Origin of the sequence: Paenibacillus assamensis DSM 18201, from assembly GCF_000422445.1 — a bacterium.
GTDB lineage: Bacteria > Bacillota > Bacilli > Paenibacillales > Paenibacillaceae > Paenibacillus_B > Paenibacillus_B assamensis.
On record NZ_AULU01000013.1, the window covers coordinates 107,463 to 125,408 of the forward strand.

Here is a 17,946-nt window from a genome sequence, read left to right on the forward strand (position 1 = left end):
ATTTGATAAGGGGAGATGAGAACATGGGCAAATTAAAAGGAAAAGTTGCGCTCGTCACGGGTGCAAGTCGTGGAATCGGTCGCAATATCGCGCTGCGTTTAGCACAGGAAGGTGCATTTGTGGCTGTGCATTATGGAAGAAGACGAGAGGATGCAGAGGCAGTCGTTCATCAGATCGAGCAAGCAGGAGGAAGTGCATGCGCGATTGGAGCAGATCTAAGCACGCTTGATGGGATCCATGATCTATTTTCAGCATGGGATAAAGTTCTTCAAGAACGTACGGGTACAAATGGCTTTGATATTTTAGTAAACAACGCAGGAATTGGGCAAATATTGACACTGGAAGAGGCGACAGAGGAATCGTTCGACGAGGTGATGCGTATAAATGTGAAAGCACCGCTGTTTGTTACGCAGCAAGCTCTATCACGGCTCAAAGACGGAGGGCGTATTATCAACACTTCATCTTTTGTTACGCGAGTGGCCTCGCCAAGTGTATTCACATACAGCATGTCTAAGGGCGCGATAGATACGTTTACGCTGGCGTTAGCGAAGCAGTTGGGAAGCCGTCATATTACGGTAAATGCGATTCAACCAGGTATTATTAATACAGAGATGAACGCAGGGACCCTACAAGATGTAAATGGTCAGAAATATGCAGCAGGGCTTTCCGCCTTCAACCGCTGGGGGGAGCCTGATGATATCGCAGATATTGCAGCTTTCCTTGCTTCATCGGACAGCCGTTGGATAACTGGCCAGTTGATTGATGCCAGCGGTGGCTCTCGCTTGTAGTAAATGGCTGGTTAGCAGATTGGAACAGAGCATAGAGAGATGCGCAAAGTGTTTTAGAAATGTGACTTAGATAATAAAAACCCGGACTCCCTTGTGAAATAAGGGGGTCCGGATTTTTACAAGGGGACAAATAATGAGTAGGTAGCAAGAAGAACAATCAGTAAAGGAATCTCCATAAATAAAAGGTGGCATAGGACTCCCAATTTTTCCACCCTTCCGCTAGCTGCCCGATTTCTACTTTCGTCGGCTTTGCCTCAGCCCCAGTCACATACTTGATGGCATTATGGAGCCCTACATCATCGATTGGAAAGGCGGTAGGAATGCGCAAGCAGCGCATAAGCACATAATTAGCTGTCCATGGCCCAATGCCGCGAATTTGGACTAGCAGCTTCTCTATTTTTTTATGGTCGCCGATGTCCAATAGATGCTCTTTAGACAGCTTTCCTTCTACCATGAGCTGAGCAACGCCAATTAAATATTCACTCTTCTTCGTACTCATTTTAAGCTTCGTCATATCTTCTACTTGCAACGACGCAATATCAACAGGGGTAGGAAAGAGCCAATAACGTTCGCCATCATGTTCTACATACTGTCCAAATGCTTCAACAAAACGTCGTTTCAGCGTGTAGGCAAAGGCCAAATTAATTTGCTGACCGATAATGCCCCAGCACAGAGCTTCGAATAAATCAGGAATGCCCATATTACGAAGTCCATAGAAGGAATCTACCGCGCCATTCAGCAGTTTATCCGTCTTAGCTAGTTGATAAAATGGCTTCAAGTCAGTGTCTAAGTCAAACCAATCACGTACATAACGCACAGCGGCATTTCGCATGGATTCACACAACGATGCCTCATCATTTCCTAGAAGTCGTACAAATAGGCCATTCTCCGGTTCATATCCTACACTTACCTCAACAATAATTGGTACTTGTTCAAGCGATATCGCCTTGTAAACACGCCCTTCTTCGATCCGTATTAAGCATTCATTCGGGGCGTTGGATAGATAGTTCCTATTTTCTGAAAAGCTGAATTCTGTCGGTACGGGCAGTGTAATTACTTGCTTGTTGCTATCCCAACGATTTGTCATACAAGAACCTCCATTGGATTCAAGATCACTGCTCCTGTAGTTGTATCATATAATCACACGCAACAGTTTCGATATCTTGCGATCCTATTTTGAAATGCGTACAGAAGACCATTTTCGGAGATATACTAGAGGTGGAGATGATCGAACATGATGAATAGCGATGAGCAGGAACTGATAGTAGATGAGCAATGGCAGGCGATTATAAGCAACGATGCGTCTTATGATGGTACGTTTTTCTATGCGGTCAAGACGACCGGAATTTTTTGCAGGCCATCTTGTAAATCTAGAATTCCTAAAAAGGATAATGTACGTGTATTTCAACATGCCGAACAAGCTCTTTCTGAGCAGTTCCGTCCTTGTAAACGGTGCAAGCCTACAGGTCAGCGGATGCCTGATCAGGAATGGGTCGATCAAATTGTACATTGTATCGAGCTCAACTATAGTGAAACGCTGACGCTAGAGAAATTAGCGGATATGTGCCATGGTAGCCCTTATCATTTACAGCGTGTATTTAAACGAGTGAAAGGGATGGCTCCAGCGGAATATATTCAGCATACGCGGATCGCTGCAGCTATGCAGCTATTGGACCGCTCAAATAAAACGATTTCGGAAATCGCTATAAAAGTAGGCATTCCCAATACTTCGTATTTTATAACCTTGTTCAAAGCTAAAACAGGCTATACGCCGGCAGATTACCGCGCGATAAATAGAACCAAGCAAACGGAGGAGGTGGCGGAATATGAAGGTGCAAACTAAGCAGACTGTGTATTGGACGTGGTTGAACGAAGAAGGATGGCCTATTTATTTAGCAGCTACAACTAAAGGGCTGTGTTATGTAGGTTCACCAGACAAACCGTATGAAGAGCTATCTACTTGGGTGCAAGCTCGATATCCTGATAGTACGTTCATTCGTGATGATGAAAAGATGCAAGTATATGTAGTTGAGCTGATAGAGTATCTTCAAGGGGATAGACATAGCTTCAGCCTCCCATTTGACTTGCAAGGCACACCATTTCAGCTTGCGGTATGGGATGCCCTATGCCAAGTTCCGTATGGGCAAACCCAGACGTACACTCATATTGCGGATTATATTAAGAAGCCAAGTGCAGTGCGCGCAGTTGGTGCTGCGATTGGTGCCAATCCTTTGTTGATCACAGTGCCCTGCCATCGTATTATTGGGAAAAATGGTTCTCTTACAGGCTATCGAGGCGGACTAGAGATGAAAACGAAGCTCTTACAACTGGAGCAAGAACAAGTGCCGCGTCAATGGAGTTAGCTGTTTTCTTGCGTGTTGGATGTCTAAGGATTAGGGATTACACGTAAAATAGGTTATGATTGCAGGTAGGAAGACTAATGTATTCTACATGTAGTCAATAACTAGCAGAAACGAGATATGAGTGAATGACAGAAAATAAACAGCAGCGTTACCGATTTAGCGAAGCACCTATTTGGGATTTGCAGCGCATGTATTACGAAGAATTGGGCACAAAAGCTTGGAATAATGATCAAGTTCCACAATATATAACGAGTAATCCGATGATTGGTACTTCCTATGCGGAGATGATATTTGGATTTCTTCAAGATCGGGCTAGTAAGGGACATCTCTCTGAGCCTGTGATAATTGTGGAGCTTGGAGCCGGAGCGGGTCGTCTAGCTTATCATGTGTTACATGAATTATGTAAGTTGAGAGACTATGCGGGGATATCCTTGCCTCCTTTCCGTTATATTATGACAGACTTGGCGATGAACAACGTGTTAGCGTGGAAGGAACATCCCGCGCTGCAGTCCTTTATTGCCGAGGGATTACTCGATGTTGCACAATTTGATGCGGTTCATGGTACCGAGTTGAACCTCGTAGTAGCGGGTACAACGATTCGTACGGGGGATTTGCAACAACCTTTACTTATCGTTGCCAATTACTTTTTCGATGGTATTCCACAAGAGTTACTTTATATAAGTGAAGGTCAAATTTATGAAGCGGATGTCATTGTCGAGAGCCCTGCCAATATGGATTCTCTTACACCATCCGAAGCACTGCAGCAATTGTCTTTGCATTATGAGCATCGACGGGCACCGGAGTATGAGCAACAATCTTTTCCTTATCGTAATGTTATCGCTGTTTATCAGGAACAATTAGAAGACTCGCATATTTTATTTCCCGTTGCCGGATTGACTTGTTTAGAGCGCTTGAATAAGTTGTCTCAGGCAGGATTCCTATTAATAACGGCAGACAAAGGTGACCACTTACTCGATAATTGGGAATTTTCAGATCCACCCGAATTGGTTCTACATGGCTGTTTTTCTTTGACGGCGAACTACCATGCGCTTCAATACTTTTTTGAACAGCAAGGAGCGTTATCGCTATTCCCTCCACACCATTATGAAAATATAAATGTGGGCTGCATTTTCAATTTGGATACGCCGATGGAGTATACGAATGCAAGATTAGCGTATCGTCGATTTGTAGAGCGCTTTGGTCCTGACGACTTCTTTAGCCTGAAGGTATGGGTGGATCGCAATATAGAGAGCATGAAGCTGAAGCCTATATTAAGTTTCTGGCGTTTGGGCGGATATGATGCAGAATTTTTCATTCAGAGTGCGAGGCAGATTTCGAGTCTGCTGTCAGAGGCTAACGATGAAGAGCTAGAGGATATTTTGAGAGGCATCGAGATTATGTGGTCATCGTACTATGTCATGGAGCAGCGTTATGATTTAGCACTCGATGCTGGGCTGATCTTGTTTGAGATGGGAATGTATGAACATTCCAAGCGCTTCTTAGAATTATCCGTAGATGCTGACGATGATGAGATCGTATCAACCGTGTACTATTGTCTTGCCATTTGCTGCTTTGAGTTGGAGCTGGAAGAAGCTGCGGTTCAATACTTGCGACTGCTAGTAGAGCTTGAGCCTGATCATGAAGAAGCTATTGCTCTGTTGAGTAAATTTGAGTAGGTTCATCTCTCGAGGTATGGAACAAGGTAGTGTCTAAACTTAGAAGCGTTAAAGGACAGCAGATGTCTTTTAACGCTTCTTCTGTGTTCTGTGTAAAGTTTACAACCATAGTGACAATAGAAAGGTCCAGCAGCAAACAAAGACAAGCAGCCCAATGCTGTATCGGATCGTCATTTTCGTCAATCCAGATTCTGCCCCTGTGGCAGATACAGCTGCTGTCGCAATAGCAATGGATTGCGGAGAAATAAGCTTGGCCATAACTCCACCAGTCGTGTTGGCAGTTACGAGCAAAGTTGGATTCGTACCAACAATGGATGCCGCTGTAGATTGTATAGCTGCAAATAAGGTGTTGCTATTGACGACTGACCCTGTCATAAATACGCCAATCCATCCTAGGATAGGTGACAATAGTGGAAACGCAGCCCCCGTTTTTGCCACAGACTCACCGAGCGCACTTGTTAACCCGGCATACGTCATCAGTTTCGCAATACTAAGAACAGCACAGATCATGACAATGGAGATCCAGAATTCAGACAACGTCTTGGCGAGAAGCTTCAACCCTGTTTGCATACTGATGGATTTGGTCGTTAGTATGGTGATCAAGCATGCCAATAAGATGGCAGTTCCCGTTGCACTGATGAGATCAATACTAGATGTTAACGAAGACCCTGGGATGTGAAAGGTCAGTTTTGTAAAAGCAAGCGGCCCATTTGCAGCAAATAATTGCTTAAAGGATGGCAGGCTCCAAGCTAAGACGAACAGGCTTAATAAGTAAAAAGGCGACCATGCTTTAACAATATCGATCCCTGTATGTGCTGTACGTTCAACGTTAGAATCGCCAAGTTTGAAAATATGATTGGGCGTCCACTTTTTTGAAAACAAAGCGAGTGTCCCCATTGTAAATAGAGATGGGATAATGTCGGCCAATTCAGGTCCTAAAAATAGCGTAACAACGAGCTGGGACGCGGTGTAGGCAGTAGACACCACCAATATAGCTGGCAGCACTTCTTTTACCCCTTTGAACCCATCAAGGATAAGGATCAATAGAAAAGGAATGGTGAAATTGATAAAGGGCAGCGTCAATGCTGTCATCTTAGAGACATTCATAGCAGTAATAGAACCCTCTAAACTGAGCGTATCCAAAATGGTAATCGGAATACCAACGGCACCAAATGCCCCTGAAGCAGCATTCGCGATAAGGCAAAGCATGGCAGCCTGCAGAGGTTGGAATCCTAATGCAACTAATAACACGGAGCATATAGCGATAGGCACACCGAAGCCAGCAGCACCTTCAAGAAAAGCGTTAAAGCAAAATCCGATTAATAAAAGTTGAATGCGCTGATCCTCGGATATCCCTGCAATGCTTGCACGCAATACGTCAAATTTCCCTGATGCGACTGAAATTTTGTACAGCCAGACAGCCATAATAATGATGTAGCCGATGGGCCAAATCCCTTGAATGCTTCCTTGAATGACGCTTGCAACTGACTCGATAACAGGCAAATGAAAGAGGAGTACGGCAATCAAAAAGGTAATGACCAAATTGAGTAAAGCCGCATAGAAGCCTTTCATTTTCAAAATGGTTAAACATAAAAGAAACAGTACGATCGGAATAGCCGCAACCATAGAGGAAATGAGTAGATTTTGAAAGGGATCATAAGTATGTACTAGCATGCTCGATAGCTCCTTTGTCGATATCCATTACGTTCAATTTTTATTGAAACAAAGCATTCATAAGCTAATTATCAATTCACGGAGTATTATGTACGTCATGATTAGAAATATACGGGGAAATGTAGAAATCCAAGCACACGCTGCGACATTGACAGAGTGCTTATCGCGTACTAAAATAATTTACGTAAACGTTTAACCAATAACATTTGTAAAGAGATAAATTAGGCTGTTATTAATAAGTAAACGTTTACTTAAGAGAGGTGGATTCATGGCATGGCAGCTACCATTAAAGATATTGCAAGAGTTGCTGGTGTCTCCACCGCGACTGTTTCGAGAGTCATTAACAATCTTGGCGGGTACAACGAAGAAACCGAGAAGAAAGTGATGGCTGTCTCGAAGGAATTAGGATATCGCAAAAATGAAAATGCGCGCAGCTTGGTGCAGAAATCAACGAATACAATCGGTGTCATCATGCCGGATGTCACGACTGCTTTTTATGGCGACATTATAAAAGGGATTGAGGATACTTCCTATGAATATGGGTATAGTGTCATTTTGACGCATGCTGGTAGCCACGGTTCTCGTATTCATGAAAGTATGAATCTGATGGGTGAACGGCGGGTAGACGGACTTATTATCGTTTCTGTTGAACTGCACGAATCAGCGATACAATCGCTAACTTCACTTGGCATCCCATATATTTTGATTTCAACCAAGACCGATCGTGAAGATACGCCTTATATGAAGGTCGATGATTACAGTGCTGCATATACTGCTGTTAAGTACCTTATTGAGCATAACCATCGTACTATTGGCATGGCAGGGGCTAATCCGCATGATCCGATAGCGGGTGAGCCAAGAATGAATGGGTATAAGCAAGCCTTGCAGGATTACGGGATAAAGGTAGATTTGAATCTGATTAAATCCGGTGGCTTTAACTTTGAATCCGGAAAAAGTGCTATGCAGGCATTTATCGAGGATGAGGCAGCGGTTACGGCTGTCTTTTGTGCGAGTGATGAAGTTGCGTTAGGGATCATTTCGACTTGTTATGAAAATGAGATCCATGTACCGAACGATATTTCTGTAGTTGGCTATGATAATTCGAAGGTTTCTCATATGTCGGTTCCTCCTTTGACTACAGTGGCACAGCCCTTATATGACATGGGTAGAGAAGGCTGCTTTGAAGTAATAGCTGCTATTCAAAATAAAAGTAAGATTGAATCCAAAGTGATTCCACATGAGCTAGTTGTACGTAAATCAGTAAAAACGGTAGTGTAATCGAAGTTGTTCTTAAAGTCCGCTGTTCATCATGCATGTGAGCGGCATCCTTTTTGAGTATTACGTAAACGTTTACGTTACGCATATAACCTACAAATTTTAAGCCGAAAGGATTTGAACGCAATGACAGAAACAGTAGCAAACACAATTAAGAATGAAAAAGAAGTAAAGTGGTGGCAGACGGCTGTTATTTATCAAATTTACCCGCGCAGCTTCCAAGATAGCGATGGAGACGGAATTGGCGATCTAAGAGGGATCATTAATCGAATCGATTACTTGAAGCTGCTAGGAATTACGGCAATCTGGTTGTCACCCGTTTACAAGTCCCCGAACGATGATAACGGCTATGACATCAGTGACTACCAAGACATTATGGATGAGTTCGGCACGATGGCAGATATGGACGAATTGCTTGCCAAGGCAAACGCAGCAGGTATCCGCATCATTATGGACCTCGTCGTGAATCATACATCTGATGAGCATAAATGGTTTATTGAAGCGAAAAAGGGCAAAGACAACGAGTACCGCGACTACTACATCTGGCGTGATCCGGTAAATGGGGATGTTCCGAATGATCTAGGCTCGATCTTTAGCGGTTCTGCTTGGGAGATGGATGAAGCGAGCGGCCAGTATTTCCTGCATCTATTCAGCAAGCGTCAACCAGACTTGAACTGGGAGAACCCGAAGGTCCGTCAAGAAGTGTATGACATGATGAACTTCTGGCTTGATAAAGGTGTGGGCGGTTTCCGTATGGATGTTATCGATCTCATCGGAAAGATTCCGGATCAGGGGATTACAGGCAACGGCCCAAAGCTTCATGAGTATTTGCAGGAAATGAACCAGCAAACGTTTGGCAAGCATGATGTTATGACAGTTGGCGAAACATGGGGAGCGACTCCAGAAATCGCAAAGCTGTATTCCGATCCAGCACGCAACGAGATGTCTATGGTATTCCAATTTGAGCATATTGGTCTGGATCAGCAAGAGGGCAAAGACAAATGGGATCTTAAGCCTTTGAGCGTAGCTGAGTTGAAACATGTACTTGTGAAGTGGCAAGTTTCCTTGGGTAACGAAGGATGGAACAGCTTGTTCTGGAACAACCATGACTTGCCGCGCATCGTGTCCAGATGGGGCAATGATAAACAGTACCATGAGCAAAGCGCAAAAATGTTCGCGATTCTTCTCCACATGATGAAAGGTACACCTTATATTTATCAAGGGGAAGAAATCGGGATGACGAACTGCCCGGTATCCAGCATTGATGAAGTAGAAGATATTGAAGCGATAAATATGTATCATGATCGTTTGGCAAAAGGGTACGCGGTTGAGGATATTATCCATTCCATTAATGCAAAAGGACGCGATAATGCTCGTACGCCAATGCAATGGGATGATAGCGCCAATGGTGGCTTTACGACAGGTACGCCGTGGCTGCATGTGAATAACAATCACAAGACGATCAATGTACAGCAGAATCTCGATAATCCAGATTCTATTTTCTACACGTATCAGCGCTTGATTCACATTCGTCAAGAGAACCCAATCGTTGTATGGGGCGAATTTGAACTGATTCAGAACACACATGAAGATGTGTTTGCGTACTATCGCTTGTACGAAGGTGAGAAATGGCTCGTTGCGGCAAATATATCGCAGCAGGAGCATGGCTTCTCTGTAAATGATGAAGTTTCCGAGCTCATTATGAGCAACTACAATCGTACGGAGTTAGATGCGAAGCAACTGACGCTGAAGCCATATGAGGCATTTGCGGCTAAGGTGAAGGCGTAGGTTATAGGATAGGCAAAATTATTGTTTAAATAGAAGGCTCACACAACTTTTGTGTGGGCTTTTCGGGCCGTTCTATAAAATAGGTTTTTTAGAACCTCGAATAGTATCAGTTGAAAATTATCGGAATACAATTAATTTGCAACCAGATAATACATGATTTTGGGGAGACTAATAATAGTTTCTTAGAAGATAATGAGCGCTAGGATAAGAAGTTATGAAGTGGGGTATTAAAAAACTGTATACGATGACGATAATTATAATCTAGCTGGAGTTATGGTATAGTTAAAGAATTAGGATAAATTTGGAGGAGAGGTAATGAGCCTTATCAAGGATGTTTTAAGTGATTTTGAATACTTTATGAGTCGTATAGATGAGCTTAGAAATGTAGGTGAATATCATAGTGCAATTCATGAGTGCTTACAACATATTGAGACGGCTCCACTTACAATTTTTAAATTTTATTATTTAAAAGAGCTGGGGGAGCTCTATTCACTGGTGAGTGAATTTGAAAAATCAGTGAGAGCATATGCTCAGGCTTATGACTATATTAATAATGATGAAGGAAATTTCAAGATTTTTGCTAGAAGCGTAGAGCGTTTTCTTAAAGTAGTACCTGGTGAATATTATGAAAAATTTAGAGATAACTTGGTTGATAAATTGAATGGTAACAAAATAAATATAGCTTATCAATTGTCTAATTTACTGGATTACTCATTTCCATTGGAGAACTTTCTGAGTCCCTTAGGGAAAGAACTTGCCGATTTAATGTCTAAAGATGTTTATTTCAAAGAAATGGTGCCTAAATTGAGAAGACTTGAAACCAGTAGTCCTGAGGAGTTACTAATCATTTTAGACATCAAGGTGCTAGATCGTAAGCGTACTTTCGAAACAATTCAAATTGATAAGTATTGTATTACAGTCTATGAAAGGTTAGAGAAATACTATAACGCCCAAAAGATAGCATATGAACTAATTGAGATAAAGCAAGACTCTGTTATGATACGTTCCTTATTCCGATTATGCAGGAAAATGGATGACTATAATTTAGCAAATCAATTACTACTAAAAGAACCAACGATTGAAAAACGAGTTGATTTTAACATTTTGTATGAACTTGTATATTACTACGATAAGATTAACAACACCCTTGCTAAAAAGTCTGCACTTGCAAAAATCGAAGGTTTTTCAGAAAGCCAACCTATATTAAGAACATTAAAAAATTTATACTTACGATTCGGTACTTTTGAGGACGTTCTTAGAGTTGAGCGTATGCTTAGTAAATCATCTTATAGTAAAAAGTCTAAAGGAGATACTGTAAAAGATTCCGAAGCTAGTGTGTGGTCTGCACTTGAGAACAGTAAGAGGTTAGAGGCATTAGCAAATTTGACTCAAGGCATTTCGCATGAACTTGGCCAACCAATAACAAACATTAGGTTTATGATTCAATATTATATGAATAGAGGACAGGACAGTCTAGATCAAAATACTATATACGAAATGTTTCAAACAGTATTATTAGAAACAGAACGGATGGGTGATCTGATAAATAGATTGTCGCCTATAACAACGGCAAAAAACACCATGATTGAATATAATGTCATGGAGCGAATTAGGTTAAGGATAAAAGCCGAATTTATTCGGCTAGAGTCCGAAGGTATTTTTGTTGATATTCCACCTAGTCCAGACATTGCGGTTTATGGAGATCCAAGTATGTTCGATCAAATATTTAGTAATCTATTGAATAATTCAATTCACTCATTACAGTCTTCAGATAAAAAGAGAAAACAAATCTCAATTCGAATAAAAGCTGATGAATCTAAAATTCGAATTTCATTTCAAGATAATGGTGTGGGGATTTCGCAAGAAAATAGGAGGAAAATATTCGAACCTTTCTTTACTACTAAACCAACTGGCCAAGGTCAAGGTCTCGGGTTATTCATTATATGGAATTTATTGAAGTATCAAGGTGGAACCATATTTTTGGATTATAAATTTAATAAGGGAGCTAGGTTTATTATTGAGCTTCCAAAGGAGGCAATACGTTATGAGTAACAAAGTATTAATAGTTGAGGATGAAGAAATTACAGGAAGATACCTCAAGATGGCACTAGAGGATAAAAAGGTTGAGGTTGAATGGATTAAAAATGGACAGGAAGCTGTGGAGAAATTCCGGAAAGGTGCCTATGACCTTATTGTACTAGATATTGTTCTACCAGGGATTAAGGGAGACGAAGTTTTAGAAATAGTTCGAGAAAAAGATCCTTATGTGGTGGTAGTGGTATATACAAATAATATTAATGAACATAATATGATGAGTAAATTTATTAATTTAGGTGTAGATGCATATATTAATAAGGGTCCAGGTGCAGATTTATCTAAAACTGTAGAAACAATCATGAAGAAACTAGAGCCATATTCGCTTGATAAATTTCATGAGCTAATGGATCATTTAGAAAATAATGAAGATAATACTAATAAGAAGGAGAGTTAACTAATGCCTCTTCCTTACTTAGTAGACACAAATGCATATCATTTATTTTTCAGTAATGCTGCACCAGACGCTAGGAAGCATCTGGAGGCACTGCTTTTTAATAATGGTCATATAGAATTTTACATATCGGAAATAACTTCTATGGAAATATATTCTGTATTAGGTAAGGATCGAAGAGGAATACAAAAACAAGAACAGATATGTTCGAGAACAATTTCAGATGGAGTCTGTACTCATACTTGGCTAACTGCTGGTAGAAAGGGTATAAAGGATAAACTATTTCGTCAGTTAATAAAATTAGCCTCTGATATTCAGGGTGACACAGGAGCAATACGTGCAAGTATTCTTCCACTAGATAATAATGTTATTTCAGCAGCTAAAGACTTTTTAATAGATTATGCAGATCGATATAATTTTGGATCACAAGATGCTTTAATCGCAGGAACGGTAATAGCATACAAAGAACAATATGGTAATGATTTGACGGTTATTACTTCAGACAGAGGACTGAAGGTGGCACTTTCTGCTGCTAGGATCCCCATCCTTGATCCTCTTGCTGTATCTTTATCACATTCAGATGAACTTGTAAAAGTATAGTGAATATTCAGGTGGACCGTTACTAATAACTTTCACGTTTTAGAAAATAGTTATGCTTATGTAAAGATAAGTATTTTTGAAAGGTATTTGAATTAAATCTATCTCGATTGTTTTTTACTCATTTTATATAACTTACTGATCATGCTCTAAGTAGAAATGGACTGAATGTACTTATTATAGAATTAACCGTGGCAGAATCAGCATGTTATCAAATTCATGCTCTATATAAAAAGGCTTTTCCTTGTGTAGAAGAAAAGCCTTTTAATATCATGTATTTATCAGCTACCTACGAGATTCTAAACAGATGGGCAGTAAAAATAAAAACCACGGCCAGCATCATTTGAAACATAGGAATCAGAGGGAAAATGATGCTCCTGCTCTTATTTCTCCTGATCATATAAATAACCAAACAGATGATATAAGTTAACGGATATATACTGGTCAAAAAGATAAAGGTGTAAGTCAGTACAAGCGTGAAGCCTTTCTCCACATAAGGATAGGCTGCCAACTGCATAATATTATCCATCATGACAAATGGATATAGGAATAGAGGAAGTCCCCCTGCAATCAATAAAGTGATGCTCGTTATTTTTTTGTTCAATTACGCACCTCGATTATGAACGACATCCCAACTACTCTTCTTGTTTCACCTTAGGATCAATTAATTGCTCTACAGCCATATTCGGGTCCATCCAGTTAGCGATCAATTGCTTCGTATACTCAACATCCTCCGGGAGGAGTTCATAGTACCAGTAGTCGGTGCGCACACCTTTTCCTTGCATCATATAGTTGCTGATCGGCGGCAGCGAATCCTTCATAAAGAATTCCTTCGCCATTGATACGATAAAGTCAGCGTTCATATTGGTCGTAAAGTTTGCACCTGCAATATCGATGAACTCCGGTATTTTCGTAATATTCTTAAGCGTCAGCATTTCATCCATGACGGCATTTAGGAAAATACGCTGTCTCATCGTTCGGTTCATATCGGAATCTTCACGGTATCGAACATAGTTAAGGGCATCTTCACCGTTGTAAATCGGCTTATTTGGCTCGATTCGAAGCTTCATATGGACTGGATTCTTGTTTTCGATAACCTCCGTTATGGGCAATTTAACGCCACCTAAGGCATCTACAAAATCTTTCAACCCATTGAAGCGAACCGATGCATAATAGTTAATTTTGGTCTGCAACAAGTTCTCGACAGTAGCTACACTCATTTTAGGGCCGCCGTAAGAATGAGCTGCGTTAATTTTCGTTTTCAAATCATTCATGCCAATCTCGTCCATGCCGATAAGGTCGACATAAGAGTCCCTAGGGATCGAAATGAGCAAAATTTTATTATCTTTTGGTCGGACAACGGAATAAATAATCGAATCAGAGAGACCGCGTTCATCGCCTCGTGCATCCACCCCAAGCAGCAGCACAGAAAATGGATCGGTATGTGCGGTTGGTTCTGGACTTACAGGTTCATTACCTATAGCTTCATACGATCTATCCAGTGTGTCTTTAATATCTCCGGCTGCGATCGTATCGAATAGAAAGAGGCCAATTTGTTTTTTGAAAATAAAACTTAAGCCGCCCACGAGAATAAGCGCGATGAGTATATATATGGATATACGGTAATAGTTCCGTTTTTTCTTGTCTGTTCTTTTGGGCAAATCAACGGGTTTCTGTTCCGTTGTAGCTTCACTTGCTTGGACCTGTTCTTGTTCCTGCTCTGCTTCTTTTTTTTCTAAATCCTGCTTTGGCTCCTGCTCCATTTCTTCCTCCAGTCCCTTCATTATTTGATGGAATTATTTTCATGTCCCATATTACTAACATACACTGAAAGATCTATGAAAATCAAATACATAGGCCATGTAAGCAGATGCGAAAAGGATTCAACCCTCTGGCCAGCTTGCAATAGCTAGCGCAAAAGAGTCGAACCCTCTTCAAAAGTAAGTGATAAAAACATCGATAATTGCCACAATTCTTTTAAACCAAGTGGTTCTAATCCTAGTTGCTTATCTTATATAAACGCTTATTTAAAAATCGTACTCCGCATCCTTCTCTTCGCGAATGTTGGCATAGGCGTTCGTAAGCTGTACCGTATCTTCCACTAGCCGTTCAATTCGGAACAAAATATCATCATTAATGATTTCTTTGCGATGAAAGTCTTTGTCTTCTAAAAATACATACGTGGGTACGATGTGCGCCTTCATATACGCCAAAATGGGCTTTAGCTGCATTTCGACCATAAGATAATGCCGTGCTGTTCCGGCGGTAACGAGTATACTGACCACCTTGTCACGGAATCCATTCACAGGCAGCAGGTCGAATATATTTTTCAACGTTGCTGGAATCGAAGCTTGAAACGTTGGTGTGCCGATAATAATCGCATCTGCAGCCATAATCGTCTCCGTTACGAACTTCGTATCACCTTCATAGTCCGTATAATTACGCCCATCACTAAAGACCATATCGTATTCGGCTAGGTCGAGCAGCGTAATTTCTGCGTCTGGATACTTATCACGAGCTTTCTGGAGTGTAACATCTACCGCTGTTCTCGTTTTCGTTCCTACGTTGGAACCTGCAATCCCTACGATTTTCATGAGCATCACTCCTTATTTTTTGGCTGTATGCTTCTTCACAGCAGGTATGATCTCCGTTGCGAGCAATTCAATATTTTTGGCAATCTTATCGAATGGCACGCCACCAAAGTCGATTTCTGCCAAGAAGCGTTGGTTGCCGTACAGCTCATATTGGTACAACATTTTCTCAATAATTTGCTGCGGGCTGCCGATCATTAACGCATCACGATGGTCTACCGCTTGCGCGAACTGCTGCTTCGGATAGCCGCCGCCCTTCAACGCCTGCATACCCGCATTGATATGTGGATAGTATTCGCGAAGCGCATCTTGCGAATCTTTTGCCGTATACAGCAGCCCTGTCGTTGCAATTGGCAGTGTTGCTGGGTTAAAGCCAGCCTTCTTCGCTGCTTCGCGATATGCGTCAACGGAATGCTTGAAGTTAATAGCAGGACCGCCAAGTGTCGTCAGCATCATAGGCACACCAGCATGTCCAGCTTTGATCGCGCTGGCAGGTGGCCCGCCTACTGCGCGCCAGATTGGCAAGACGCCATTCATAGGCTGCGGCAAAATAGATGCGTTTTTCAATGGTGCTCGGAACTGGCCTTCCCATGTCACCGTATCTTCGTTGTTCAGTTTCATGAGCAGCTCCATTTTTTCCTCGAACAATTCCTCGTAATCTCGTACGTCGTAACCAAGCAAGCTGTAAGCACCGACCCGAGAACCACGGCCTGCGACGATTTCAGCTCGGCCATTCGAGATAAGATCAAGCGTAGCGAAGTCCTCGTACACACGAACCGGATCGGAGGTGCTCAATACAGTTGCAGAGCTGGCCACTTTAATATTTTTCGTAGCTTGCGCGATAGCGCCAAGAATGACGGTGTGGGCTTGGGTTGTAAAATGAGTTTGGTGGCTCTCACCGACTGCAAATACGTCTAGTCCAGCTTCATCCGCAAGCTTACTTGCTTCAATTAGCTCAAGAATCCGCTGCTGGGAACTAATCAATTCTCCTGTATGCGGGTTAGGCAAATGCTCACCGATAGAATATAGTCCGATTTCTACACCTTTATCTGGCTCAATACGATATTGTTTCATGGATAATCTCTCCCTTGTTGTTGGTTTATTTACTCAATCAGTCAATCCAAGTCAATCAATCTATGGGTGCTAACGCCGTTTCAATTTCTGCCCGTCGGTCTTCTAAAAATGGCGGCAAATCTAATATCGTTCCGAGTTCTTCCACCGTTGAATCCACTGTAAATCCAGGGCCGTCGGTTGCAATTTCAAATAAAATACCGTTTGATTCACGGAAATATAAGCTTTTAAAGTAGTAGCGATCGACAATTCCGGTTGATTGGAATCCACGCTGCTTCACAGCCTCGTCCCAAAAGCGAAGTTCTTCTTCGTTGTTCACGCGAATCGCTAGATGATGCACGCTGCCTTTGCCATTTCGCTCAACAGGTCCATCTAATCGCTTAATGACAATTTCACCGAATGCTTGACCAGCTACGGACTGGTAAATAGCTTCATCTTCTGTGCGCGATGCTTCTGTGTAACCAAACGTATCTTTCAACAAGTTTGCCAATCGATCCAAGTAACGTACGGTCATTTCAACGGTACCGAGTCCTAGAATGCGATACTGCTCCTCAACAGGTGAGTCTCCCCATGCGGACCAGAACTGAGGAATGTCTCCACCATCATGATTCAGCAACATTAATCTCAAGCCATCTGGGTCTTCAAAGTGAATCGCATCTCGTCCGGCATATGTGGTAATACCGCTATGCTCGATGTTGAATTGTTCTAAGCGCCCTCGCCAATATATCAAGCTTTCATAGGATGGAACGAGCAGTCCAATTTGGGTGATAGCATTGGTGCCGCGTACCGTTCTTCCTGCCATCGGCATTTCAAAGAACGATAGCTCTGTTCCCGCACTGCCTGTTAAATCGCCATAAAAGAGATGATACATCTTCGGATTGTCTTGGTTAACCGTCTTTTTCACACGGCGCAAGCCGAGTATATTTTTATAAAACTGATTGTTTACAGAAGCTGTTTTCGTTAGCATGGAAACGTGGTGGTGTCCAGGTATCGTATACATGACAGTTCCTCCTTATTTTAACTTGACTAGTCAAGTGATGGTGTAAAAAAAATCCGTGCTACGCAGGCGGGATTTCTTTTTTCTCGCTATGTTTATGAACGCGTGACATTAACGCATATAGTGTTTTTTGTTCTTCTTCGCTTAATACATCGTCAAAGAAGGAGGATTGGAACGCCAGCTGCTCTGGCAATACTTGCTCCATAATCGCTTCTGCTTTATCGGTCAGGCTAATCGTTTTCGTCTTCCAGTCTTGTTTGCGGACAATGTAGCCTTCCTTCTCAAGACGGGCGAGCATACGAGAAATGCCACCTTGTGTAACGGTTACTTTCTCTGCTAACTCCATTTGCGTCAACGGCTGATAGGTGCGAACTTGTATCAATACATCAAATTGAGCTGTCGTTAAATCAAATCGTTTCAAAAATTCATTCGACATCTGGTTGCTCTGGTTCGTAAAACGCATTAAACGTAACCAGATTAGTGATCCTATCGTATTATTACGCATTTCGTTTTCATCCCCCTTCGCTAACCTTGATATCACTTTACTACTCAACTGATAAAATGTCAACTCCGTAGGTAGGAGGGGAAATACCCCTAGTATCATGTCGATTCTGTAACCGATTATGGATACTAAGGGT

The 17,946-nt window shown here is 41.8% G+C and carries 17 protein-coding genes; 9 read left to right on the forward strand and 8 right to left on the reverse strand.

Annotation, left to right across the window (positions count from 1 at the left end):
* Nucleotides 1–23: 23 nt before the first annotated feature.
* Complete coding sequence (locus H580_RS0109685) at nucleotides 24–788, forward strand: SDR family oxidoreductase (protein ID WP_028594600.1); 765 nt, start codon at nucleotides 24–26, stop codon at nucleotides 786–788.
* Nucleotides 789–945: 157 nt separating this feature from the next.
* Here the strand turns inward: H580_RS0109685 and H580_RS0109690 are convergent, their stop codons facing one another.
* Nucleotides 946–1,875 (reverse strand): DNA-3-methyladenine glycosylase family protein, encoded by a 930-nt coding sequence (locus H580_RS0109690; protein ID WP_028594601.1) that lies wholly within the window; start codon nucleotides 1,873–1,875, stop codon nucleotides 946–948.
* A gap of 147 nt (nucleotides 1,876–2,022) precedes the next feature.
* Here H580_RS0109690 and H580_RS0109695 point away from each other — a divergent pair, with 147 nt between their 5' ends.
* The 3 genes from H580_RS0109695 to H580_RS0109705 all read left to right on the forward strand — a co-directional run bounded on the left by H580_RS0109695 (nucleotide 2,023) and on the right by H580_RS0109705 (nucleotide 4,827).
* Entirely contained in the window at nucleotides 2,023–2,631 is a 609-nt protein-coding gene (locus H580_RS0109695) for a bifunctional transcriptional activator/DNA repair enzyme AdaA (RefSeq protein ID WP_157282831.1), read from the forward strand.
* Nucleotides 2,615–3,151, forward strand: coding sequence for a methylated-DNA--[protein]-cysteine S-methyltransferase (locus tag H580_RS0109700; RefSeq protein WP_028594603.1), 537 nt, complete (start codon nucleotides 2,615–2,617; stop codon nucleotides 3,149–3,151). Before H580_RS0109695 ends, H580_RS0109700 begins: the two co-directional genes overlap by 17 nt.
* A 125-nt stretch (nucleotides 3,152–3,276) precedes the next feature.
* Nucleotides 3,277–4,827, forward strand: coding sequence for an SAM-dependent methyltransferase (locus H580_RS0109705; RefSeq protein WP_028594604.1), 1,551 nt, complete (start codon nucleotides 3,277–3,279; stop codon nucleotides 4,825–4,827).
* A gap of 99 nt (nucleotides 4,828–4,926) precedes the next feature.
* Here H580_RS0109705 and H580_RS0109710 read toward each other — a convergent pair whose 3' ends face one another.
* Nucleotides 4,927–6,501, reverse strand: coding sequence for an L-lactate permease (locus tag H580_RS0109710; protein WP_028594605.1), 1,575 nt, complete (start codon nucleotides 6,499–6,501; stop codon nucleotides 4,927–4,929).
* 273 nt (nucleotides 6,502–6,774) lie between these two features.
* On the opposite strand from H580_RS0109710, the gene H580_RS0109715 reads away from it, so the two are divergent.
* The 5 genes from H580_RS0109715 to H580_RS0109735 all read left to right on the forward strand — a co-directional run bounded on the left by H580_RS0109715 (nucleotide 6,775) and on the right by H580_RS0109735 (nucleotide 12,652).
* On the forward strand, nucleotides 6,775–7,779 hold the full coding sequence (locus H580_RS0109715) for a LacI family DNA-binding transcriptional regulator (protein ID WP_028594606.1): 1,005 nt from the start codon (nucleotides 6,775–6,777) through the stop codon (nucleotides 7,777–7,779).
* Between the two features lie 123 nt (nucleotides 7,780–7,902).
* A complete protein-coding gene (locus H580_RS0109720) occupies nucleotides 7,903–9,564 on the forward strand; it encodes a glycoside hydrolase family 13 protein (RefSeq protein ID WP_051217369.1) in 1,662 nt (553 codons plus the stop codon).
* A 315-nt stretch (nucleotides 9,565–9,879) separates the two neighbouring features.
* Complete coding sequence (locus tag H580_RS0109725) at nucleotides 9,880–11,616, forward strand: sensor histidine kinase (RefSeq protein WP_028594608.1); 1,737 nt, start codon at nucleotides 9,880–9,882, stop codon at nucleotides 11,614–11,616.
* The gene (locus H580_RS0109730) at nucleotides 11,609–12,055 is read left to right on the forward strand and encodes a response regulator (RefSeq protein ID WP_028594609.1); all 447 of its coding nucleotides are present in this window, start codon (nucleotides 11,609–11,611) and stop codon (nucleotides 12,053–12,055) included. Before H580_RS0109725 ends, H580_RS0109730 begins: the two co-directional genes overlap by 8 nt.
* Before the next feature lie 3 nt (nucleotides 12,056–12,058).
* Nucleotides 12,059–12,652: a type II toxin-antitoxin system VapC family toxin gene (locus H580_RS0109735; protein ID WP_028594610.1), complete on the forward strand. Its 594-nt coding sequence runs from the start codon at nucleotides 12,059–12,061 to the stop codon at nucleotides 12,650–12,652.
* A 286-nt stretch (nucleotides 12,653–12,938) separates the two neighbouring features.
* On the opposite strand, the gene H580_RS0109740 is transcribed toward H580_RS0109735, so the two are convergent.
* From H580_RS0109740 to H580_RS0109765, 6 genes are all read right to left on the reverse strand, one after another.
* Nucleotides 12,939–13,253 (reverse strand): hypothetical protein, encoded by a 315-nt coding sequence (locus tag H580_RS0109740; protein ID WP_157282834.1) that lies wholly within the window; start codon nucleotides 13,251–13,253, stop codon nucleotides 12,939–12,941.
* Nucleotides 13,254–13,284: 31 nt separating this feature from the next.
* The gene (locus H580_RS0109745; RefSeq protein WP_084509116.1) at nucleotides 13,285–14,412 is read right to left on the reverse strand and encodes an LCP family protein; all 1,128 of its coding nucleotides are present in this window, start codon (nucleotides 14,410–14,412) and stop codon (nucleotides 13,285–13,287) included.
* 264 nt (nucleotides 14,413–14,676) lie between these two features.
* Nucleotides 14,677–15,243: an NADPH-dependent FMN reductase gene (locus tag H580_RS0109750; RefSeq protein WP_028594613.1), complete on the reverse strand. Its 567-nt coding sequence runs from the start codon at nucleotides 15,241–15,243 to the stop codon at nucleotides 14,677–14,679.
* A 12-nt stretch (nucleotides 15,244–15,255) separates the two neighbouring features.
* Nucleotides 15,256–16,314, reverse strand: a complete 1,059-nt coding sequence (locus H580_RS0109755; RefSeq protein ID WP_028594614.1) for an LLM class flavin-dependent oxidoreductase — start codon at nucleotides 16,312–16,314, stop codon at nucleotides 15,256–15,258.
* Between the two features lie 55 nt (nucleotides 16,315–16,369).
* Nucleotides 16,370–17,311: a ring-cleaving dioxygenase gene (locus H580_RS0109760; protein WP_028594615.1), complete on the reverse strand. Its 942-nt coding sequence runs from the start codon at nucleotides 17,309–17,311 to the stop codon at nucleotides 16,370–16,372.
* Nucleotides 17,312–17,369: 58 nt separating this feature from the next.
* Nucleotides 17,370–17,813, reverse strand: a complete 444-nt coding sequence (locus H580_RS0109765) for a MarR family winged helix-turn-helix transcriptional regulator (protein WP_028594616.1) — start codon at nucleotides 17,811–17,813, stop codon at nucleotides 17,370–17,372.
* Between the last annotated feature and the right edge of the window lie 133 nt (nucleotides 17,814–17,946).

What these genes read in the sequence shown, in the direction of transcription:
- H580_RS0109685 (WP_028594600.1), top strand. Translation starts at nt 24, where the DNA reads ATGGGCAAATTAAAAGGAAAAGTTGCGCTCGTCACGGGTGCAAGTCGT.
- H580_RS0109690 (WP_028594601.1), bottom strand. Translation starts at nt 1,875, where the DNA reads ATGACAAATCGTTGGGATAGCAACAAGCAAGTAATTACACTGCCCGTA.
- H580_RS0109695 (WP_157282831.1), top strand. Translation starts at nt 2,023, where the DNA reads ATGATGAATAGCGATGAGCAGGAACTGATAGTAGATGAGCAATGGCAG.
- H580_RS0109700 (WP_028594603.1), top strand. Translation starts at nt 2,615, where the DNA reads ATGAAGGTGCAAACTAAGCAGACTGTGTATTGGACGTGGTTGAACGAA.
- H580_RS0109705 (WP_028594604.1), top strand. Translation starts at nt 3,277, where the DNA reads ATGACAGAAAATAAACAGCAGCGTTACCGATTTAGCGAAGCACCTATT.
- H580_RS0109710 (WP_028594605.1), bottom strand. Translation starts at nt 6,501, where the DNA reads ATGCTAGTACATACTTATGATCCCTTTCAAAATCTACTCATTTCCTCT.
- H580_RS0109715 (WP_028594606.1), top strand. Translation starts at nt 6,775, where the DNA reads ATGGCAGCTACCATTAAAGATATTGCAAGAGTTGCTGGTGTCTCCACC.
- H580_RS0109720 (WP_051217369.1), top strand. Translation starts at nt 7,903, where the DNA reads ATGACAGAAACAGTAGCAAACACAATTAAGAATGAAAAAGAAGTAAAG.
- H580_RS0109725 (WP_028594608.1), top strand. Translation starts at nt 9,880, where the DNA reads ATGAGCCTTATCAAGGATGTTTTAAGTGATTTTGAATACTTTATGAGT.
- H580_RS0109730 (WP_028594609.1), top strand. Translation starts at nt 11,609, where the DNA reads ATGAGTAACAAAGTATTAATAGTTGAGGATGAAGAAATTACAGGAAGA.
- H580_RS0109735 (WP_028594610.1), top strand. Translation starts at nt 12,059, where the DNA reads ATGCCTCTTCCTTACTTAGTAGACACAAATGCATATCATTTATTTTTC.
- H580_RS0109745 (WP_084509116.1), bottom strand. Translation starts at nt 14,412, where the DNA reads ATGGAGCAGGAGCCAAAGCAGGATTTAGAAAAAAAAGAAGCAGAGCAG.
- H580_RS0109750 (WP_028594613.1), bottom strand. Translation starts at nt 15,243, where the DNA reads ATGAAAATCGTAGGGATTGCAGGTTCCAACGTAGGAACGAAAACGAGA.
- H580_RS0109755 (WP_028594614.1), bottom strand. Translation starts at nt 16,314, where the DNA reads ATGAAACAATATCGTATTGAGCCAGATAAAGGTGTAGAAATCGGACTA.
- H580_RS0109760 (WP_028594615.1), bottom strand. Translation starts at nt 17,311, where the DNA reads ATGTATACGATACCTGGACACCACCACGTTTCCATGCTAACGAAAACA.
- H580_RS0109765 (WP_028594616.1), bottom strand. Translation starts at nt 17,813, where the DNA reads ATGCGTAATAATACGATAGGATCACTAATCTGGTTACGTTTAATGCGT.